The following is an 18,899-nucleotide window of genomic DNA, read 5'->3' on the forward strand; positions in this document are numbered from 1 at the left end:
TTAAACTCTAGCTTGCACATGAGTCACAATCCACAATTTCACTTGAGGTGGACCGGACATAATAGGTTGTTTTCATCTTTGAATTCCAGGCGGAAAGATGGATATCCAACAAGTCCTTTGCCTTAACTGTATTCAAAACGTAAATATTAAAAGAGACAGCTTGGTCAATATGGCGTTGTCTCGCGGCATTTTGCGCAATGCTTGCATGCTGGTCAACAAAATAAGCCGATTTATAATACCAGGTCGTTTCTGCATTTAAGTCTGGAACGGTAACCGGAATTTTGTAATCTTTTTTCTCTTCGGAATACACCTTTTGAAACACTGGGTCGATGCTTGCGGTGCTTCCGGCAATAATGGATGTGCTGGCATTAGGAGCAACAGCCATTAAGTAGCCGTTTCTCATTCCGTGTTCGCGTACCTCCTCCTGTAAGGAATTCCAGTCTAGACGGCCGTTTTCCCCGGTATATCCCCGTTTGGAAAAATAACGGCCGTTTTCCCAATCGGAGCCATTAAACAGCTGATAGCTTCCTTTTTCCTTGGCAAGCTCATTGCTCGCTTGAATTGTATAATAAGCTATTGATTCATATAACTCATCGGCAAATTGAACGGCTTCCTCCGTTTCCCACCCAATTTGCTTGAGAGCGAGCAGATGATGCCAGCCGAAGGTGCCAAGCCCGATTGCCCGGTATTTTTGGTTTGTCAGTTTTGCCTGCAGGACAGGAATATCATTCAAATCAATGACATTGTCCAGCATCCGTACCTGGATTGGAATCAGGCGGGACAGCACATCTTCAGATACGGCACGGGCCAAGTTAATAGAAGAAAGGTTACAGACGACGAAATCTCCGGGTGTTTTTACTGTTATGATTTTTCCATCCTCTGTATACTGTTCGTCCACTGTCGTTGGGCTTTGGTTTTGGGTAATTTCTGTGCAAAGATTGCTGCAATAAATCATGCCGTTATGGGAATTTGGATTTTGCCTGTTTACTTCATCCCGGTAAAACATAAACGGCGTTCCGGCTTCTAGCTGGCTGATCATGATCCGCTTCATAATATCAATAGCTGAGACTTTTTCTTTTCTCAATGCAGGATGGTCGACGCACTCTTGGTACTTTTCTCTGAAACTTCCTTTTCCTTTTTCTTCATCAAAATAGTCTTCAAGGCTGTAGCCCATAATCGTCCGTACCTCGTGAGGGTCAAACAAATACCAGTCTCCCCGTGCTTCTACTTGTTCCATAAAGATATCGGGAATACAGACGCCGGTAAATAAATCGTGCGTCCGCAGCCGTTCGTCGCCGTTGTTTAATTTCGCATCAAGAAAGGAATAAATATCTCTGTGCCAAACATCGAGGTAAACTGCAATCGCACCTTTGCGCTGGCCCAGCTGATCGACGCTGACTGCTGTATTATTCAACTGCTTCATCCAAGGAATGACCCCGGAAGAAACCCCTTTAAAGCCTTTAATATCACTGCCGCGGCTTCTGATTTTTCCGAGATAAGCTCCGATTCCGCCTCCTGACTTTGAGAGGTTGGCAATATCAGTATTGCTGTCATAAATTCCTTGCAGGCTGTCATCAATCGTATCAATAAAACAGCTGGAAAGCTGTCCGTACGATTTTCCGCTATTCGCCAAGGTTGGCGTGGCGACTGTCATATACAAATTGCTTAATGCCCAGTAGGCTTCCTTAATAAGAGAAAAACGGCGTTCTTTCTTTTCATGAATCATCAGGGTCATCGCAATTATTAAAAAGCGTTCCTGCGGAAGCTCGAATGTCTTTTTCTCGTAATCTCTTGCCAAATAGCGATCTGAGAGAGTTCTAAGTCCAATATAAGTAAACAGTTTATCTTTTTCTGGATTTAATAATCCTTCTAATTTATGAATTTCTTCTTTAGAATAGGAGTCAAGGAGCTGTCTGCTGTAAATTCCTTCTTCATATAAATGCGTCAGCAGCCCGTAAAACGACTTGTAGGGTTTATTTGTGGAACGGTTTCGGGAGCTCTCCCTATAAAGCTGGTCTAAATAGATACGTGCACAGAAAAAAGTCCAATCAGGTTCGAGATCGCTAATGTTTGCCAATCCTTCGAGAATGAGAAGATTAGTCAGCTGTTTTGTTGAAAAATGATCTCTTGCTTCGATTGTAGTTTGCAGTCGAGTGAGGTATTGGTCAGTGTCAAGATGGGGGAAATCCTTTGCTGATTGTTCTACATAATGCTGCAGTTTTTCAAATGAAAATGTTTCTTTTCTTCCGTTTTCGTCAGTAATTTCTGTCGTGATCATATTTGTAGTCATCGAATAGCCTCCCTTTTAAATTACCCAATGGAACCGGAGAATTTCAATATATTGTGTTCTATTTTCGTTGTTATATCTATATGTAGTGTTTATCTACTTTTATAATAAAGGAGCGTCCTGCAATTTTCAAGAAATAAAAATATGTTTTTTTGAAATGGCTATTAATCTTTTTCCACAAAGATAGATTAGCAAACTAGCAATTGCCGGCATTGATTCTATCATAATTATCGGATAAGATTGCATCATGCTGAAGTACAAAGAGGAGAGAGGTTGGTAAAATATGAAGGTACTTTGGAATGGCAGTATTATGGATCGTTCAGAAAGCAAGGTTGATATTGAGGACAGGGGATACCAGTTTGGAGACGGAGTATATGAAGTCATTCGCATCTACAATGGAGAGATGTTTGCGCAAAAAGAGCATATAGATCGTCTGTTTAATAGCGCAAATGAGATTGGTATTGAGCTTGCATTTGAAAAAAAAGATCTGGAACAGCAGTTTAACGAGCTTATTCAGGAAAATCAAGTAAGCGAGGGCGGAATTTATTTTCAAATTTCCCGAGGTGTTGCCCCTAGGAAGCATCAATATAAAAAAGATATTCAGCCGCAAACAGTCGGGTATACTTTTTCATTGAAAAAGCCCGAAGAGGAGCAAACGAATGGTGTTGCGGCAATTACAGCACAAGATATGCGCTGGCTTAGATGCGATATTAAGAGCCTCAACCTGCTTTATAACGTTATGACAAAGCAGAAAGCAAGCGAGCAAGGTGCTTTTGAGGCTGTATTGATCAGAGACGGCTATGTGACTGAAGGAACATCTTCCAATATTTTTGCTGTAAAGGATGGAGAGGTTTATACTCATCCAGTCAATCATCTCATATTAAATGGCATTACCCGCAGAGAGCTTTTGAACATATTTGAAAACGAACATATTCCATTTGAAGAAAAAGCAATCACCGAGGAAGAGCTGGGATCTGTTGATGAGCTGTTCATGGCTTCAACGACGGCAGAGGTTATTCCGATCATAACCCTTGACGGAAAAGACGTTGGAAGCGGAAAACCCGGAAATGTAACGAGAAAAGTGCAGGAAGCGTTTCAAAAAAGAATCGTGCCTGCTAATATAGTAAAGCAATAAAGTGAACCTTCAATCTGTGGGGGGCGAGGCATAGGATATGATAGTGAACGCGCCCGCACAGAACGCCTGAGCAATTAGTTTTCTACATTCACCCCTACCGATTTTCAGGTGAAGCTACCCCTAGCTTTTACGGGCAGCCCGTCCCCATCTAACTTCTCTAGGAGACCTAAAGTCTTCGAGGTAGGGGTCTTACTGCCCGTAAATGCGGGATAAAGAAAAGCTGCCGATTTTAGGGCAGCTTATTTATATCCAGCCTTTTTCCTCTGCGATTTTGATTGCTTCCATACGGTTTTTTGCGTGCAACTTGCCAAATATTTCAGAGAGATAGTTTCGAACAGTACCGGGAGATAAAAACAGTGATTTGCTTATTTTCCTGATGCTTTTTCCCTCGGCAACCAGCTTAATAATTTCTCGCTCGCGCGGCTTTAATGGGTTTGTCTCTTGAATGGTTTCAAATATGAGAGCAGGAGCAATCTCACATTTCCCCTTCATCACATTGCAAATGGCTTCTGCAAGGTCCGTCCTTTAATAAATATCCGTGAACTCCCGCCTTAACCGCCCGTTCGAAATAGCCGGGCCTTGCAAAGGTAGTTAGAATAACAACCCGGCAAGCAGACTTGAGTGTATGTAATTTCTAAGCTACCTCAAGGCCGCTTTTTATCGGCATTTCAATATCGATTAAACAAATATCAGGCAGCAGCTGATCGATAAGCGAGAGGGCTTCTTCACCGTTTGCTGCCTGCCCGACGACTTCTATGTCATCTTCAAGATCAAGAAGCGAGCCAAGTGCGCCGCGAAGCATTCGTTGATCTTCAGCAATAATAATTCTTATCATAAATCAGCCGCATCCTGTCTTTGCTTCACAATAAAAGGTACTTCGATCATCAAGCTGGTTCCCTTGTCTGAAGTTAACGTAAGACTCCCGTCGACAAGGGAAAGCCGCTCATCAATCCCTTTCAATCCATTTCCAAAAGCACGATCTTTCATGAAATCGACCCCAATTCCATTATCTGAAACCTCCAGTTTAATCCCGGCTTTTCCCTTCTTGATCCGAACGAGACACTGTGTTGCCCGGCTGTGCTTGACTACATTTGTCGTTGCTTCACGCAGGCACAGGCACATTGTGTTTTGGGTCAAGTGTGATATGTCAGAAAACTTCTTATCGCCTTCATAACGAAAAGAGATGCCGGTTGATTGTAAAAACGCTTTCATATGGACAAGCTCTTCTTCCAGCGTTAGCGTTCGCATACCGGAAACCAGCTCTCTAACCTGCTGCAATGCTGTGCGGGAAGTAATTTCAATTTCCTTTGCTTCTTTTTCGGCTTTTTCAGGATTTTTGGCAATCAACTTTCCGACCAATTGGCTTTTTATAGTAATGAGTGATAGCGTATGGCCCAGCGTATCATGCAAATCTCGTGAAATCCGCATTCGTTCCTCCTGCTTGACCAGCTCTTCGATTCGCTCGTTTGCTTGGGCAAGCTGCTGTTCTATTTTATTCCGTTTATCGATTGATCTGAATCCAAAAGGGATGGCAAACATAATAATTAGAAAAGGGATTAAGGTTAGAAAATCAATTGTCTCAAGCTGGTGTGAGATACTTGCGATCGCCAACGCATTGGAGACAATAAACCCAGCCCATGCAATAAAAAAATGCTTGTTCTCAGAATACCAGCCGATAAAATGGGCCGTGAAAAAACCGATGAACAAATTATATGGATGATAAAAGATAATCAGGCTAAAAACAATCAGTAATTGCAGAACTAACCAAAACGAAAAGCCTTTTTCCACAGTGACATATAATTGGCGGTAGGTGACTACAAAAAGGAAAAGCAAGATATAACCAACGACCTTTTTGGCACCTTCCGCATACGACATATAAACTATCGGCATCAATAAATAAATGAGAAAAACATAGGGCATAATTCCATATTTTTTTGGGAATAATCGAAATTTTTTAATCGCTGCCATGTAACTTGTTCTACACCGCTTCCTGTTTTTTTCTTATATAGCTTGATAGTATCATAAATACGACCATGTAGCCGATAAGAATCAGGATATTTCTGACTTCAGGCGTTTTTCCGGCAACGATCTGCCAGGCTCCATTCCCGAAGCTGTAAGATGGCAGCCATTTTCCGATCGCTCGCATGACTTCAGGAAGAATCTCCAGCGGCATCCACATCCCGCCGGTGAATGCCAGGCCAAGATAAAGAATATTGCTTACGCCTGCAGCGGTATCGACTCTTTTCAACGTGCCAATCAAGGTGCCTAAAGCCATGAAGGAGAATGAAGCTGCAAATATCCAGCTTCCGCTCATGATCCATACTGAGATAGGTAAAGAAATCCCGTGATGAATATCCCAGCTAAAAAAATGACGATGATCGACAAAGCGTGAATCACCGATTGCGCAACCATTTTGCCAAAGAAATAATAGGAGCCGGGAAGCGGAGTAACGCGCATAAACTCCGCCCAGCCCTGCGTTCGCTCTTGAACGTTACGAATTCCCAGCGTGAAAATTGCTGATCCCATCACACTAGTCTATTACTTTTTGGAAATGAAAGTTATTCCAAATTGTCACTGTTTTTATATGATAAATGTCATGAATTAATGAGGTATGTATCGGAGGACAAGTTTGTGGTAAGCTTAAAAGATATTAAAAACAAGAACTTATACGTAATGTTTGGGGGGAAAGACGTGAAACGGTTAGAGGGAATAAGAATTGCATTGGCTGGAAAGCGCAAATCGGAGGATTTGAGCAAGCTTGTCAAAAACCTTGGCGGAATACCGCTTATTCGGCCGGCTCAAGGAACAGTGTTTTTAGACGATTCAAACCTGGAAAAAGATGTTCGTCATCTCGTAAAAGGAAGCTATGATTGGTTTATTTTGACGACAGGGGTTGGGACGGAGACACTGTATAAAACAGCAGAAAAACTGGGGTTAGCCGATGAATTTATACAAGCGATTTCGAGGGCAAAGGTAGCTGCACGCGGATATAAAACGGTTAACATGTTGAAAAGGTTTGGGATTGCACCTGACGTCAGAGATGATGATGGGAGTACGGCCGGCTTGGTTAGAGCTTTATCCTCTCATGATCTAAAGGGCGCTAAAGTGGCACTCCAATTGCATGGTGATCCGGCGCCGAAGCTTGTTCATTTTTTGGAGGAGCAACAGGCCGAATATAAAGAAGTGCTTCCCTATCAGCATATTCCGCCGGAACCTGAGGTTTTGGAGCAGCTTCTCGACGAAATTCTGAATGGCAAGGTAGATGCTGTAAATTTTACGAGTGCTCCGCAAGGCAGATTTCTTTTTTCCTTTGCGAAGGAAAAAGGCGTCTTTCAAGAGCTGATGGATGCTTTTTCAAAAGATGTTGTTGCTGTAGCAGTAGGTAAAGTAACAGCTGCTGCATTAAAAGATGAGGGAATCGAACGTATCGTCATCCCGCAGGAAGAACGAATGGGCAGTGCTATTATTGCCTTGGAGCACTACTATAAAGAAAAAACTACAAAATAAATAAAGTATTATATTGCAAAAAGTCATTCTAGTGTCAGTAATCTATAAAGGCTTTAATTTTTGATTTATCTGAAATCAAGATCGAAGGAATACTAAAACAGGCATTAAAAAACTCGCTCTTTCCAACTAAGGGAGCGAGTTTTACTATTCATAATTATTTCACGATCAAAACCGGGATTTCCGATTCGGAGGAAAGCTTCTCACTGACGCTTCCAAATAATAATTTGCTCAGTCTGTTTTGATCTCTGCTCCCCATAACGATCAAATCTGCAGATATTTCTTCGGCATACTCAAGTATGGCATCTGCGGGCTCTCCTTCGAGAACCTTGATGTTTCCTTCATAATGATTTTCATCAAGTATCATTCGGGCATTTGCCATCACTTCCTCCGACCCGTCATCGTATATCAATGGCTCATCCGGCTCATGGTTTACATTAGGGATCGGAATATTTGCCGTACCACCCGAGACATAACCTGCTGCTCCGTATGGACGGGGAGGCTCGCCCGGATCAATTCTCCTGTCTTCATGAGCATGGGCGATGGATAAATTCGAATCTAGTTTTTTTGAAAGGTCTATAGCTTTTTTAAGAGCTTTTTTGCTGTCATCACTGCCGTCAAATGCGACGAGGATTCGATCAGCTGAAAACATTCTATATCCTTCCTTTCTTAAAGGTTATTTTTACTTTACCCGGCGGTGATGCGAATTAAACATTGCTTTATTAATCTAATTAGATTATAATCTAATTAGATATACATCTAACAGGAGGAAGGATATGCAGCTGAATCGAGTTATTCAATTTCATAAAACGCTGGGAGATGAAACAAGGCTGAAAATCATTGCCCTATTAAGATCCGGTCCCCTTCACGGTCAGGCGTTATCAGGGAAGCTGGGCTTAAAACCCCCTACCATCACCCATCATATCGGTAAATTAAAAGAAGTTGGACTAATAAAAGAGCGACGTGAAAAAAACACAGTCTATTTTTATTTCATAGAAAGTGAATTGGAAAAGAGTTTACATGTGACGAAAGAAATAGGAAAAAAACAAAAATTGAAAGTCACATTAGAAGAAAGGCATACGATTGAAAAAAACTTCTTTTCTCCAGATGGAAAACTGATGCAAATTCCTGCCCAGCAAAAAAAGAAAATTATTATTCTCGGGAAGCTGGCTGAAGGATTGGAAGCGAATAAAGTGTATTCCGAACGGGAAATCAGCGACTATTTAAAGAGATATCATAATGACTATGCTACGCTGCGAAGAGAGCTGATTATTCATGAATTTGCTTATCGGAAAAATAATGAGTACGTTGTCCAGCCATCAGAACTATGGATTATTTGATTTTTTCTAAACAAAAGTTTGGAATTTTTTCCAACAAATCAATTGACAATGAATCTGGGGCGATTTATGATTAGAATGAGAAAAAGCGAACGGAGGTTTGTGTCATGATTAATCAAGCAGTTCTTTCATACATACAGCTGAATATTCATGTGACTCAAACAAACGTTTCCGCTGCTTTGTCGATAGACATTTTTGTGAATTGAATATAAGCGATATAGGGGCGCATGTCACGAAAACGTGAATTTGCGCCCTTTTTGTGTCTTTTTGGGTGTTAGCTTATCAAAAGCTTAACCATAAATGAAAATTCTCCAAGTAGAATTTTCGAAAATCTAAGAATATTAAGGAGGAATTCATATGTTGGAAAGAAAAATTGACGAAATCATTTGCGGGGATAAACTCGAAGGCGGCTAACAAAAGAATAGGAGATGACAAGAGATGTTTTCAGTGTTATTCAAATTAAAATGGTTTTTTAAAAAATATTGGCTTCGGTACACGATTGCAATCGTACTTTTATTAGTCGTAAACGTTTTAGAAATGTTTCCGCCAAAGCTTTTGGGAAATGCGATTGATGATATGCAATCCGGCGCCATTACATTTAACGGAATTGTTTACTACATCGGGATATATCTCGCATTGGGTGTAATCGTTTATACGATTTCATACGTTTGGATGTATCAGCTGTTTGGCGGGGCGATTGTGATCGAAAAAATACTCAGGTCAAAACTGATGGGACATTTGTTAAAGATGACGCCAAGATTTTATGAGACGAACCGAACAGGTGACTTAATGGCAAGAGCAACAAATGACCTGAAATCCGTATCCATGACCGCAGGCTTTGGAATCCTTACACTGGTCGATTCAACGATGTTTATGATGACCATATTGGTTACGATGGGATTTATTATCAGCTGGAAGCTGACAATAGCCGCGATACTGCCGCTCCCGATTATGGCTGTTGCAATCAGTGTGTACGGCAAAAAAATTCACGAGCGATTTACGGAAGCACAGGACGCGTTTGGCGACCTGAACGACCGAGTGCTTGAATCCGTTTCCGGAGTGCGTGTCATCAGGGCCTACGTTCAGGAAAAAAATGATGTCAGCAGGTTTAACAAGATGACGGCAGACGTATACGAAAAAAATATGAAGGTAGCATTAATCGATTCTCTCTTTGAACCAACAGTCAAGCTGCTCGTAGGCTTAAGTTATCTTATCGGTCTTGGCTACGGAGCCTACATGGTGTTCCAAAATCAGATTACGATAGGTGAGCTCGTTTCGTTTAACGTGTATCTTGGAATGCTCATTTGGCCAATGTTTGCGATCGGAGAGCTAATTAATGTTATGCAAAGAGGAAATGCATCGCTTGATCGGGTAAACGAAACACTTAGTTATGAGCCTGATGTAAAGGAAGCTGCGCAGCCCCTGGCAGCAGAGTATTCAGGTGATATTGCCTTTCAACAAGTAACGTTTTCATATCCAAGCTCTACCCATAACAATTTGGATAAAATCTCATTTACGGTTCGTAAAGGGCAGACAGTCGGCATTGTCGGCAAAACGGGAAGCGGAAAATCAACCATTGTGAAGCAGCTGTTGAGGCAATACCCCGAAGGCGCGGGTGAGGTGAGTATTTCGGGAATTCCTATTCAGAAATTATCTCTTGACAAGCTCCACAGCTGGATCGGTTATGTTCCGCAGGATCACGTGCTGTTTTCACGAACGGTGAAAGAAAATATGCTGATCGGCAAGATGGAAGCTACTGATCAAGATATCCGGGAAGCTATTCAAAATGCCCATTTTGAAAAGGATCTGGAAAATTTGCCAGAAGGACTGTCTACATTAGTAGGAGAAAAAGGCGTGGCCTTATCCGGAGGGCAGAAGCAGAGGATTTCGATTGCCCGGGCACTGCTAGCGAATCCGGAAATTTTGATTTTGGATGATTCGTTATCTGCGGTTGATGCAAAAACAGAAACGGCGATTATTAATAATATTAAAAAAAATCGCAAAGGGAAAACGACGTTTATCACTGCACACAGGCTATCTGCGGTTGAGCATGCCGATTTAATTATCGTCATGGAAGACGGGAAAATACTGGAACGCGGAACACATAGGGAACTGCTAGAAAAAGATGGCTGGTACAATGAGCAGTATCAAAGACAGCAGCTTTCCTCTCCAGAAGAAGGGGGGACTGTAGCGTGAAAACAGGAAAACGGCTTTTTGCTTATGCCATGCTTTATCGAAAAACGCTGATGCTGGCGATTCTTATGCTGGTAGTCGCCGTGGCAGCCGAATTGACAGGTCCTTTTATCGCGAAAAAGATGATCGACGGGCATATCCTCGGAATTGAAACGCCGTGGTATGAAGTGGACGGCGGAGAACACGCCGTTTCCTACAATAATGGAAAGACATATGCCAGAGAGGCGTATTTGGATCCTGCAGATGAGCGGGGAAAGGAAGTCAGGATATTCCAAATTGGAATGGACTATTACTTTATAGATGGCGCTGTTTCATTTGATGGAGACAGGTCCGTTTCAAACGGGAAGTTGACAATAACAAACGGAAGCCGCTCGGAAACCTATGACGCTGTTCAGCTGTCAAAGGATGAAATATTGGCGTTTTACGAGCCGGAAATTAGCGGAATCGTCACGTTAAGCTTTATGTTTCTCGGCTTGCTTATCGTCTCGATATTCTTCCATTACGGCCAGCATTATTTGCTGCAGGCCAGTGCAAACAGGGTTATCCAAAGAATGAGAGAGGACGTTTTCTCCCATATTCAAACACTTCCAGTAAAATACTTTGATAATCTCCCCGCCGGTAAGGTGGTCGCAAGAATAACTAATGATACAGAAGCGATCCGGGATCTTTACGTGACGGTGCTTTCTCAATTCGTGACGAGCTTTATCTATTTGGCTGGAATCTATACGGCGATGTTTTTGCTGGATCCGCGGCTTGCGGCGATATGTCTGGCACTTGTTCCTGTGTTAATTATTTGGATGTTCGTATATCGAAAATTTGCATCAGGCTTTAACCATAAAATTCGTTCAATTAACAGTGATATCAACGCGAAAATCAATGAATCCATTCAAGGTATGACAATCATTCAAGCGTTCCGCAATCAGAAGGAAACTAAAAAGGAATTTGAAGAGTTGAATGATACACATTTTCGTTATCAGAACAAAATGCTGAATCTAAATTCGCTTCTGTCCCATAACCTTGTCAATTTTCTGCGGAACTTGGTCTTTGTCGGGCTTATATGGTATTTTGGCGGAGCTTCTCTAAATGCGGCTGGCATGATTTCTTTAGGTGTCTTGTACGCTTTTGTTGATTACTTAAACCGCTTGTTCCAGCCGATTACCGGTATCGTTAATCAATTTGCACAGCTTGAGCTTGCCAGGGTTTCGGCTGAACGGGTTTTCAGGCTGTTGGACGAAAAAGGAACCGAAGTAGATGAGAAGGAGTCTGCACGTTACGAAGGGAATGTGGTCTTTGATGATGTCTCCTTTGCGTATAACGATAAAGATTTTGTATTAAAGAACATTTCATTTGAGGCCAAAAAAGGAGAAACGGTGGCACTTGTCGGTCACACCGGTTCCGGAAAAAGCTCCATCATGAATGTGCTGTTCCGCTTTTATGATATTCAAAAAGGGAAGGTTACCATCGACGGTAAAAGCATATATGAAATGTCGAGGCAGGAGGTCAGAAGGCATATGGGGATTGTGCTGCAAGATCCATACCTGTTTACTGGAACGATCGCTTCCAATGTCAGCCTTGACAATGAAAAGATTTCAAGAGAAAAGGTCGAGAATGCCTTAAAGCAGGTGGGGGCGGATGAGCTGTTCAATCATCTTCCTGACGGCTTTGACGAGCCAGTTGTTGAAAAAGGCAGCACATTATCTTCCGGCCAAAGACAGCTGATATCATTCGCGAGAGCTCTGTCTTACGATCCAGCGATCCTGATTTTGGATGAAGCGACGGCAAACATTGATACAGAAACAGAAGCTGTTATTCAACGCGCGCTCGATGTTGTGAAAAAAGGAAGGACGACTTTTGTCATTGCTCACCGGCTTTCAACAATTAGGAACGCCGACCAAATTCTTGTCTTAGATAAGGGGCAGATTATTGAACAAGGGAACCATGACGAGCTAATGAAAGAAAAAGGACAATATTATCAAATGTACGAATTGCAAAAAGGGAAACAAGAAACACTTGCGGGCTAAATAGAGCCAGACGAATCACTTTTCGGATTCGTCTGGCTTTTTTATTCTTGAACGAAAAAAGAAGGCGCTATGGCAGCACCTTCTTTAAGCCATTATTATTGAATTTTTCCACCGAATGATTGTTGGGCTGCAGCAACTAAACGCTTCGTGATTTCTCCACCTACAGAACCATTTGCACGAGAAGTCGTTTCTGCTCCAAGGTTTACGCCAAATTCAGAAGCGATTTCAAACTTCATTTGGTCAACTGCTTTTTCTGCACCTGGAACGACAAGGTTATTTCTATTGTTTGGCATAGTAAAAGCTCCTTTTTCGTTTTTTTGCTGGGTGAGCTGGAATTGAACCAGCATCTGAGTTAGCAATACCCAGTACCTCTTGGCATCACCCAATGATTAAATTGTATGAATTAGTATGGGGTTCATTTTGAGAATCATGCACAGAGTATGTTGGTAAATAATGAAAAATGAAAACAGGGCTGTCCGAAAAGGACAAACCCGATAAAATTTAAAATTCAAGAATGTTGATATATCAATATTCTCGTATTTGAAAAAGGGCTTCCAAAAATCGAAAAATCGACTTTGGGAAGCCCTTTGGTTTTTTGGAATGCTTTAACGAATTCTGCTTTCTGAATCTTTATCAAAAAAGTGTGCTTTGTTCATATCCAAGGCTAAAGTTAATATATGCCCTGCCTCTACGTCCGTTCGCGAATCGACCCTTGCGATAAACTCCTGACCATCCACTTGAGAGTAAAGCATCGTTTCAGCTCCCATTAGCTCGGAAACTTCAATTTTTGCATTAATTTGTGTGTCTTTTGATGCATCTAAAAATACAGGCTCATCGTGAATGTCTTCCGGACGAATGCCAAGAATCAGTTCTTTTCCTTCGTATCCATTTGTTCTAAGCGTTTTCAGTTTTCCTTCTGGAATGGCAACTGTCGTTTCGGCAAATTTAAACTTGTTACCAATCAAAGTGCCAGAAAAGAAATTCATTGCGGGAGAACCTATGAAACCGCCTACAAAAACGTTTTCCGGTTTTTCATATACTTCTTTTGGCGATCCAACCTGCTGAATGAGACCATTCTTCATGACCACTAGCCGAGTTGCCATAGTCATCGCTTCTGTCTGGTCGTGTGTAACATAGATGGTCGTCGTTTGCAGGCGTTGATGAAGCTTTGAGATTTCCGCCCTCATTTGCACACGGAGCTTCGCATCCAGATTGGACAGCGGCTCATCCATTAAAAACACTTTCGCATCACGAACAATGGCACGTCCTAAAGCCACCCTTTGTCTTTGCCCCCCGGACAACGCTTTTGGCTTTCTATCCAAATATTCCTCAAGCCCGAGAATCTTTGCCGCATTTTTTACTCTTTGTTCTATTTCACTTTTAGGAAATTTTCTCAGCTTTAAACCGAACGCCATATTGTCATATACGTTCATATGTGGGTAGAGGGCATAATTCTGGAATACCATGGCGATATCTCGATCCTTAGGAGCGACATCATTCATCCGTTTCCCGTCAATAATAAAATCCCCGCTTGTGATTTCCTCAAGCCCGGCAATCATTCTGAGAGTGGTCGATTTGCCGCAGCCGGAAGGACCAACAAACACAATGAATTCCTTATCCTCAATATGAAGATTGAAATTTTCAACTGCTGTCACCTTGTTATCATATTGTTTGTAGATTTCTTGTAGCATGATCTCAGCCATTCGTTTTTCCTCCCCTTTTTGTAAGCGCTTTATTTCATATCCATAGTGTAGTAAAGCAGTTCGATTATGTAAATGGGCAACCTGCACAAAAAATACCTGCCAAAAAAGGCAATGTGATTAAGAAAGCCGGCTTGTAAGGAGTATGCTTTGAATCATTTGGACGGCTGCAGCCTCTTGAAAGTGGCGAATATCGATTCCGGTTTTTTCAATAAATTTATCAATCCGGTACTGAAGACTATTGCGGTGGATAAATAGTTTTTTGGCGGCTAGTGATGCGTTTAAATCGCATTCGAAGTAAGTTCTGATCGTTCGCAGAATTTCCTTATCCGCAAGCGCTTCAACTACTAACTCTGAAAGAGCTTCAGCAGAAACGGTGTGTGGAGCAGCAGAAATGAGCAGCGGCAGAGAATGATAAAAGGAACTTGGATTGTTATTGAATAATGGTAAATTTCCGAGCCATTTAAATATCATTTGTTCAGCTTGGATTTTTACTTTTACATGGTTGTCTAATTTATGAAGCTGGCCGGAATATAAAAAACAATTCACAAGGAAATCGCCGGTAATCGCATCTGTAAGCTCTTTTCTATCAGCACCCGAAAGAGGTTCGATTGGATCTGGCTGCAGGATTAGAATTTGCTGGTTATCTGTCCATAAAATGACTGCATCTTCAAAAAAGCCCTTAATTGCTGATTTTAATTCGTCCTGTTCTTCGATTGAATGTGACAGCCTGAGGAAATGAGGTTGAACAGAAATTGAATGCTTTGCATTTCGCAAAGGCTGATCACGGAATAAATACCCGTACCAATTCATTTCAGCTGATGAAAGCTCCTTTTGTTCCGGCAGGAATATCCGGTGAAAAAGGGTCGATAATAGTTTTTTTTCTTGATCGGTTATTGCTGATCGCAACAGGCCGAATGTTTCCTTTTGATCGGTTTGGAACCAAATATAATCCTTTGATGATCCGGCAGGAATTGATGTAATGAATGAGCTGCCATATGTTTTCTTTAACCTTTTCAGCATGTCAAAGCTCCTCCAAAAACGGTTTACTCGTAAATATGAAATAGCATAAGCTCGTGGATATCGTTTTTAAGTTCAGGCTCGTCATCATGGGGAGGATACGTTCTTCCCCATTCAATATCGCCGGTTTTATGGTAAATCCCTTCATAGTGAGTTCCCTTATAATAAAAAGAAATTTTCCAACCTGGCAGTCTTTCTTTTTTGAATAGCGGCTTCCATTGAAAATGAGAAATCATCAGTAATCACTCCTTACCTGATTTTCATCTAACAAATTAATAAGCTTCTCTACCCTCTTTAATTGTATCTCATTCTCATCAAAGATCATAGGCTTGCTATTTGCTTCAAAGATAATCGGGCGCGAATGACGAAAGCCAATATCCATGGAAAACTCTCCAATAAACCCGTAGGTACGTGATAAAAGATCCCCTGTATGGGAAACAATCGCTTCAAGCTCTGAATTGTTAATGTCAGAGGATATGGAGTCATAAGGGATAACAAAACCGCCGTTCGGAACGTGAGTAACAATTTGGCCGGAATTTGCTGCCCGCACGCCAATTCCGGTAATGGAATGGCGTTTTCCAGCATAGTTCGCAAGAACACGCAGATCAAAGCGATAGCCGTTTCGTTCATCACAGTCAACTGCTTCCTGAATAAGGGAGTCCCGCGCAACGGAAAAAAAATACAATTGATCAAGAAGCCTATCAAAAGTAAGATGTTTGAATTCTTCATGAGGAGTTTTTAACAGGTAACCTCCGTCTTTTTTTACAATAAAAAAAATCCCGTTTCCTTTACTGCCATTCGAATCCTTAATATAGATGCTGGAGTGTGTTTCAAGCATAGAAAACAAACCGTCTGAGGAAAAGCCGATTTTCGTATTCGGCAAAAAGCCCCTGAGAACAGGGTGATCCTCAAGCAGCTTATGCACAACACTTTTGTTGAAAAATTGGCGATTGAAAATGGGGATGTTCTTTTTCGCAAAAAATAGCCGCCAAGATGGACAGACCTCTTCTTCGCGGCGGGGCAGGCGATTATAAACCAGGTTAGGAAAAGAAACTTCCTTTGTCAGCCATTTATGAGCGTGAAAATCGAAATAAAAACCTTTCAGATATGAATCAAAAATCCCGTTCAAAGTAAATACATAGCATAAAATTCCCCGGCTGTTTGCGTGCATTTGCAGATGTTTAAAAAATTTACTGTCTCCTTTAAAGGTATTCCCTTTTTTCGGTTTGCCTGATAGCACGCCTAGGCATTTGTTTATCATGTCCAAAGACGGTCAGGCGAAAGAATGGACTGTTCGGATAAATATGCGGCATATTCAAAATTTCTTCGTTTCGTCAGCTGTTCGACTGTTCTGAGCCCCGGATGAGAGAAAATTCCTCTACCGGGCCTGGAATTGGCTTCGAATAACCAAAGCTTGTCGTCAGTATCAATTCCTAAGTCAAATCCGATTTCCCCGACGAAGCCGTCTATGTGCTCATCAATGACCTGGCTTAATAGCAAGGCAGCTGATGACAGTTTTCTAATGACCATAATTCTTTCTTTTGGATCATCATATATCTCTGCAAGAGTACGGATCACTCCGCCTTTGCTAATATGAGTCGTAATGCTGTTTTCGCCTGCAATTTTTGCTGCGATGGCGGTAACTGTCCATTCGCCCTTATCATTTTTATTGGTGTGTACTCGAAAATCGACCGGGTGATGATTAATTTCTAGTAAAGTAATTTTCTGCTGAATGATGAATGATCTTGAGTCCGAATTTTGGAAATGGTTGTTTAAAAACTCTTTCACCGATGAATATATCGCTTCAACCGGGGACTCCTGTTCGTAAATAGAATGCTTAACGATGAACTCTTGTCCAGAGCTTGTAATCTGAAATATCCCGTGGCCGAGACTTCCGTTTGCCGGTTTAATATAGATGCTTTTGTAGCTGTTCAGAAACCATTCCAGCTTTTCTTCTGTCGGATGAACAGCTGTATCCGGCAAAAAATCAGAAACTCGGAGGTCATGCAGCAACGATTCGTGAATATCCCATTTGTTAAAAAAGGAAGGATTAAACCATGGGATTTGATATTCTTTTATTAATCGGTCCTTCGTTTCCTTTAAAATAGAATAATGCTCGGATTTCCGATTAGGAAGCCGGTCGTACACGACATCCGGAAGAGGGACAACGGCTTCTTCCCAGCCATTTTCTTGGAATATCAGTGCCTTAACTGTTCCTTCGTCCCATTGTATTTGATGGGAACCAAACACGTAGCAAAATCCCCCCATGCCAAAGTTGGTCGTAAGCAGCTTTGAAAAAAACATCGAACGCTCCCCAATCGGCCGATGGAGCGATTTAGTAAAGCCTGCTGTAAAAATCCCGATTAACGGCCCGATAAAGGCGGTTTCTTCATGAAAAAGAAGCCGCGATTTACCGCGGTAGGGAATATGAAGATTCTTATAGATATTTTCTGATAAAAAGATGGTTTCTTTATGGGTACTATTAAAGGAAATGTGGCATCTCTCTACTTTTGTTCCAAAGGCAACATACAGTAAATTGTCTTTTTTTAGATTGGGAGGGAGAAGAACTGTATTATCTACATCCCGGAGTATACCGATGTGGTATAAACGGTCAGTCATGTTGAATCACTCCTCCAGCTTCAGGCGTCATGAGATAGGTGCAATAATTAAAAGGGCTTTCATATAAAAAATCCTTTGTGTTTGGCTCGGCAGAAAGGATGGACTTCCTGCCCGGCTTGCTATTTACATCAAAAAGCCACACTTTCCCGTCATTTGCTAAACAAATATCTAAACCAAGCTCGAAAAGCGGGCCGTGCTTCTCCTCAAGAACCTGCGGAACATGTGTTGAGATCGTATCAATATCATCTAACAGGAGGGCTTGCTGCATTTTGGGAAGCGAACGAAACCACTCGTCAAATTTGAGGATTTCTGCACCGCCGTTCAAATTGGACAAAAATCCATATTGATAGCCTTTTCTTACAGCTTTTCCCACAGATGCCCACTTCCCGTTTTTCGTTTTCTGCAGAAGTATTCTTATATCACAAGGATAGCCATTTTTGTCCTGAATGGAAAGGTAGGGCTGAATCATATAGGAATGTAGCAGAACTTTTTTTGTCCAAAGTTCTAAGGCGTTTAATGAAGCAAAACGTTTGATTTGCTTATTTTTTCCGAAATGGTAAGTAGCTTTTGTCGTCTTGTCTCTGAATTCCAAAAGGATGACACCACGACCACCGCCCCCTGATACAGGTTTAAGAACGCAGGCTTTTTCCTTCATCAGAAGGTCAGCAATATGAGAAAAACCGGAAACTAAAGAGGTGTCAGGAAGATAAGCTTTTAAGTCAGCATGTGATTGAAGATAATTTTGAATCGTCCATTTATCCGCTAATCCGTATCCTAGAAAAGTTGTTTTAGGATATTTTTTTAACCAGTCGACAATTGGTTTTGCTTTTTTAGAGAGAGAGTCTCTTCCGTAAAAGCAACGATCATAAATAAACTCCGGAATTTCAATGGTGGAATCATTCCACTGGCCGGATGGTGTATGATACGACAATGCATTGATTAGCATTGAGTCAGGGGATAGATCAAATGGAGTAAAGCGGACAAATTGAATCTGATGTGCTTCTGTCCGGCTGGCTAGCTCAGCAGCATATCCTTGTTCATGAGAAGTTGAAAGGGACATAAAACCAAGAGTTACCATTGATG

At 41.6% G+C, this 18,899-nt stretch carries 15 protein-coding genes and 2 pseudogenes; 5 read left to right on the top strand and 12 right to left on the bottom strand.

The features are described 5' to 3' along the window. Nucleotides 1-7: 7 nt before the first annotated feature. Nucleotides 8-2,290: a ribonucleoside-diphosphate reductase subunit alpha gene (locus JOC74_RS20270; RefSeq protein WP_053602321.1), complete on the bottom strand. Its 2,283-nt coding sequence runs from the start codon at nt 2,288-2,290 to the stop codon at nt 8-10. 280 nt (nt 2,291-2,570) lie between these two features. On the opposite strand from JOC74_RS20270, the gene dat reads away from it, so the two are divergent. Beyond that, on the top strand, nt 2,571-3,422 hold the full coding sequence (dat, locus tag JOC74_RS20275) for a D-amino-acid transaminase (protein WP_053602322.1): 852 nt from the start codon (nt 2,571-2,573) through the stop codon (nt 3,420-3,422). A 243-nt stretch (nt 3,423-3,665) separates the two neighbouring features. Here the strand turns inward: dat and JOC74_RS20280 are convergent. The 3 genes and pseudogenes from JOC74_RS20280 to JOC74_RS20290 all read right to left on the bottom strand — a co-directional run. Further along, a pseudogene (locus tag JOC74_RS20280) lies at nt 3,666-4,257 on the bottom strand (response regulator transcription factor). After that, the gene (locus tag JOC74_RS20285) at nt 4,254-5,390 is read right to left on the bottom strand and encodes a sensor histidine kinase (RefSeq protein WP_053602323.1); all 1,137 of its coding nucleotides are present in this window, start codon (nt 5,388-5,390) and stop codon (nt 4,254-4,256) included. The pseudogene JOC74_RS20280 and the gene JOC74_RS20285 overlap by 4 nt, the downstream one beginning before the upstream one ends. 10 nt (nt 5,391-5,400) lie before the next feature. After that, nucleotides 5,401-5,954: pseudogene (locus JOC74_RS20290) on the bottom strand (ABC transporter permease); the annotation flags it as partial. A gap of 159 nt (nt 5,955-6,113) precedes the next feature. Here JOC74_RS20290 and JOC74_RS20295 point away from each other — a divergent pair. Next, nucleotides 6,114-6,929, top strand: a complete 816-nt coding sequence (locus JOC74_RS20295; RefSeq protein ID WP_053605956.1) for a uroporphyrinogen-III synthase — start codon at nt 6,114-6,116, stop codon at nt 6,927-6,929. 154 nt (nt 6,930-7,083) lie between these two features. Here the strand turns inward: JOC74_RS20295 and JOC74_RS20300 are convergent, their stop codons facing one another. Next, a complete protein-coding gene (locus JOC74_RS20300; RefSeq protein WP_053602324.1) occupies nt 7,084-7,578 on the bottom strand; it encodes a universal stress protein in 495 nt (164 codons plus the stop codon). 124 nt (nt 7,579-7,702) lie between these two features. Here JOC74_RS20300 and JOC74_RS20305 point away from each other — a divergent pair, with 124 nt between their 5' ends. From JOC74_RS20305 to bmrD, 3 genes are all read left to right on the top strand, one after another. Then, a complete protein-coding gene (locus JOC74_RS20305) occupies nt 7,703-8,266 on the top strand; it encodes a DUF2087 domain-containing protein (protein ID WP_053602325.1) in 564 nt (187 codons plus the stop codon). Between the two features lie 435 nt (nt 8,267-8,701). Continuing rightward, complete coding sequence (gene bmrC / locus JOC74_RS20310; protein WP_053602326.1) at nt 8,702-10,459, top strand: multidrug ABC transporter ATP-binding protein BmrC; 1,758 nt, start codon at nt 8,702-8,704, stop codon at nt 10,457-10,459. Continuing rightward, a complete protein-coding gene (gene bmrD / locus JOC74_RS20315; RefSeq protein WP_053602327.1) occupies nt 10,456-12,477 on the top strand; it encodes a multidrug resistance ABC transporter ATP-binding protein/permease BmrD in 2,022 nt (673 codons plus the stop codon). Before bmrC ends, bmrD begins: the two co-directional genes overlap by 4 nt. 95 nt (nt 12,478-12,572) lie before the next feature. Here the strand turns inward: bmrD and JOC74_RS20320 are convergent, their stop codons facing one another. The 7 genes from JOC74_RS20320 to JOC74_RS20350 all read right to left on the bottom strand — a co-directional run bounded on the left by JOC74_RS20320 (nt 12,573) and on the right by JOC74_RS20350 (nt 18,894). Beyond that, nucleotides 12,573-12,770: an alpha/beta-type small acid-soluble spore protein gene (locus JOC74_RS20320; RefSeq protein ID WP_053605957.1), complete on the bottom strand. Its 198-nt coding sequence runs from the start codon at nt 12,768-12,770 to the stop codon at nt 12,573-12,575. Nucleotides 12,771-13,082: 312 nt separating this feature from the next. After that, nucleotides 13,083-14,180, bottom strand: a complete 1,098-nt coding sequence (locus JOC74_RS20325) for an oligosaccharide ABC transporter ATP-binding protein MsmX (RefSeq protein WP_053602328.1) — start codon at nt 14,178-14,180, stop codon at nt 13,083-13,085. 117 nt (nt 14,181-14,297) lie between these two features. Continuing rightward, a complete protein-coding gene (locus tag JOC74_RS20330; RefSeq protein WP_053602329.1) occupies nt 14,298-15,200 on the bottom strand; it encodes a PucR family transcriptional regulator in 903 nt (300 codons plus the stop codon). Between the two features lie 23 nt (nt 15,201-15,223). Continuing rightward, complete coding sequence (locus JOC74_RS20335) at nt 15,224-15,433, bottom strand: YheE family protein (RefSeq protein WP_053602330.1); 210 nt, start codon at nt 15,431-15,433, stop codon at nt 15,224-15,226. Further along, nucleotides 15,433-16,458: a YheC/YheD family protein gene (locus JOC74_RS20340; RefSeq protein WP_082363661.1), complete on the bottom strand. Its 1,026-nt coding sequence runs from the start codon at nt 16,456-16,458 to the stop codon at nt 15,433-15,435. Before JOC74_RS20340 ends, JOC74_RS20335 begins: the two co-directional genes overlap by 1 nt. Continuing rightward, nucleotides 16,455-17,816 carry a YheC/YheD family endospore coat-associated protein gene (locus JOC74_RS20345; protein ID WP_053602332.1) on the bottom strand — a complete coding sequence of 454 codons (1,362 nt, stop codon included), beginning with the start codon at nt 17,814-17,816 and terminating at the stop codon, nt 16,455-16,457. Before JOC74_RS20345 ends, JOC74_RS20340 begins: the two co-directional genes overlap by 4 nt. Then, the gene (locus tag JOC74_RS20350) at nt 17,809-18,894 is read right to left on the bottom strand and encodes a YheC/YheD family endospore coat-associated protein (protein ID WP_053602333.1); all 1,086 of its coding nucleotides are present in this window, start codon (nt 18,892-18,894) and stop codon (nt 17,809-17,811) included. The genes JOC74_RS20345 and JOC74_RS20350 overlap by 8 nt, the downstream gene beginning before the upstream one ends. Between the last annotated feature and the right edge of the window lie 5 nt (nt 18,895-18,899).

Origin of the sequence: Bacillus capparidis, from assembly GCF_017832095.1 — a bacterium.
Lineage (GTDB): Bacteria > Bacillota > Bacilli > Bacillales > Bacillaceae > Bacillus > Bacillus gobiensis.

Excerpts from the sequence above, each read along its gene's own strand:
- JOC74_RS20305 (WP_053602325.1), top strand. The coding sequence starts at position 7,703 with ATGCAGCTGAATCGAGTTATTCAATTTCATAAAACGCTGGGAGATGAA.
- JOC74_RS20285 (WP_053602323.1), bottom strand. The coding sequence starts at position 5,390 with ATGGCAGCGATTAAAAAATTTCGATTATTCCCAAAAAAATATGGAATT.
- bmrC (WP_053602326.1), top strand. The coding sequence starts at position 8,702 with ATGTTTTCAGTGTTATTCAAATTAAAATGGTTTTTTAAAAAATATTGG.
- JOC74_RS20345 (WP_053602332.1), bottom strand. The coding sequence starts at position 17,816 with ATGACTGACCGTTTATACCACATCGGTATACTCCGGGATGTAGATAAT.
- JOC74_RS20320 (WP_053605957.1), bottom strand. The coding sequence starts at position 12,770 with ATGCCAAACAATAGAAATAACCTTGTCGTTCCAGGTGCAGAAAAAGCA.
- JOC74_RS20325 (WP_053602328.1), bottom strand. The coding sequence starts at position 14,180 with ATGGCTGAGATCATGCTACAAGAAATCTACAAACAATATGATAACAAG.
- JOC74_RS20300 (WP_053602324.1), bottom strand. The coding sequence starts at position 7,578 with ATGTTTTCAGCTGATCGAATCCTCGTCGCATTTGACGGCAGTGATGAC.
- JOC74_RS20340 (WP_082363661.1), bottom strand. The coding sequence starts at position 16,458 with ATGATAAACAAATGCCTAGGCGTGCTATCAGGCAAACCGAAAAAAGGG.
- JOC74_RS20270 (WP_053602321.1), bottom strand. The coding sequence starts at position 2,290 with ATGACTACAAATATGATCACGACAGAAATTACTGACGAAAACGGAAGA.
- JOC74_RS20330 (WP_053602329.1), bottom strand. The coding sequence starts at position 15,200 with ATGCTGAAAAGGTTAAAGAAAACATATGGCAGCTCATTCATTACATCA.
- dat (WP_053602322.1), top strand. The coding sequence starts at position 2,571 with ATGAAGGTACTTTGGAATGGCAGTATTATGGATCGTTCAGAAAGCAAG.
- JOC74_RS20335 (WP_053602330.1), bottom strand. The coding sequence starts at position 15,433 with ATGATTTCTCATTTTCAATGGAAGCCGCTATTCAAAAAAGAAAGACTG.
- JOC74_RS20350 (WP_053602333.1), bottom strand. The coding sequence starts at position 18,894 with ATGGTAACTCTTGGTTTTATGTCCCTTTCAACTTCTCATGAACAAGGA.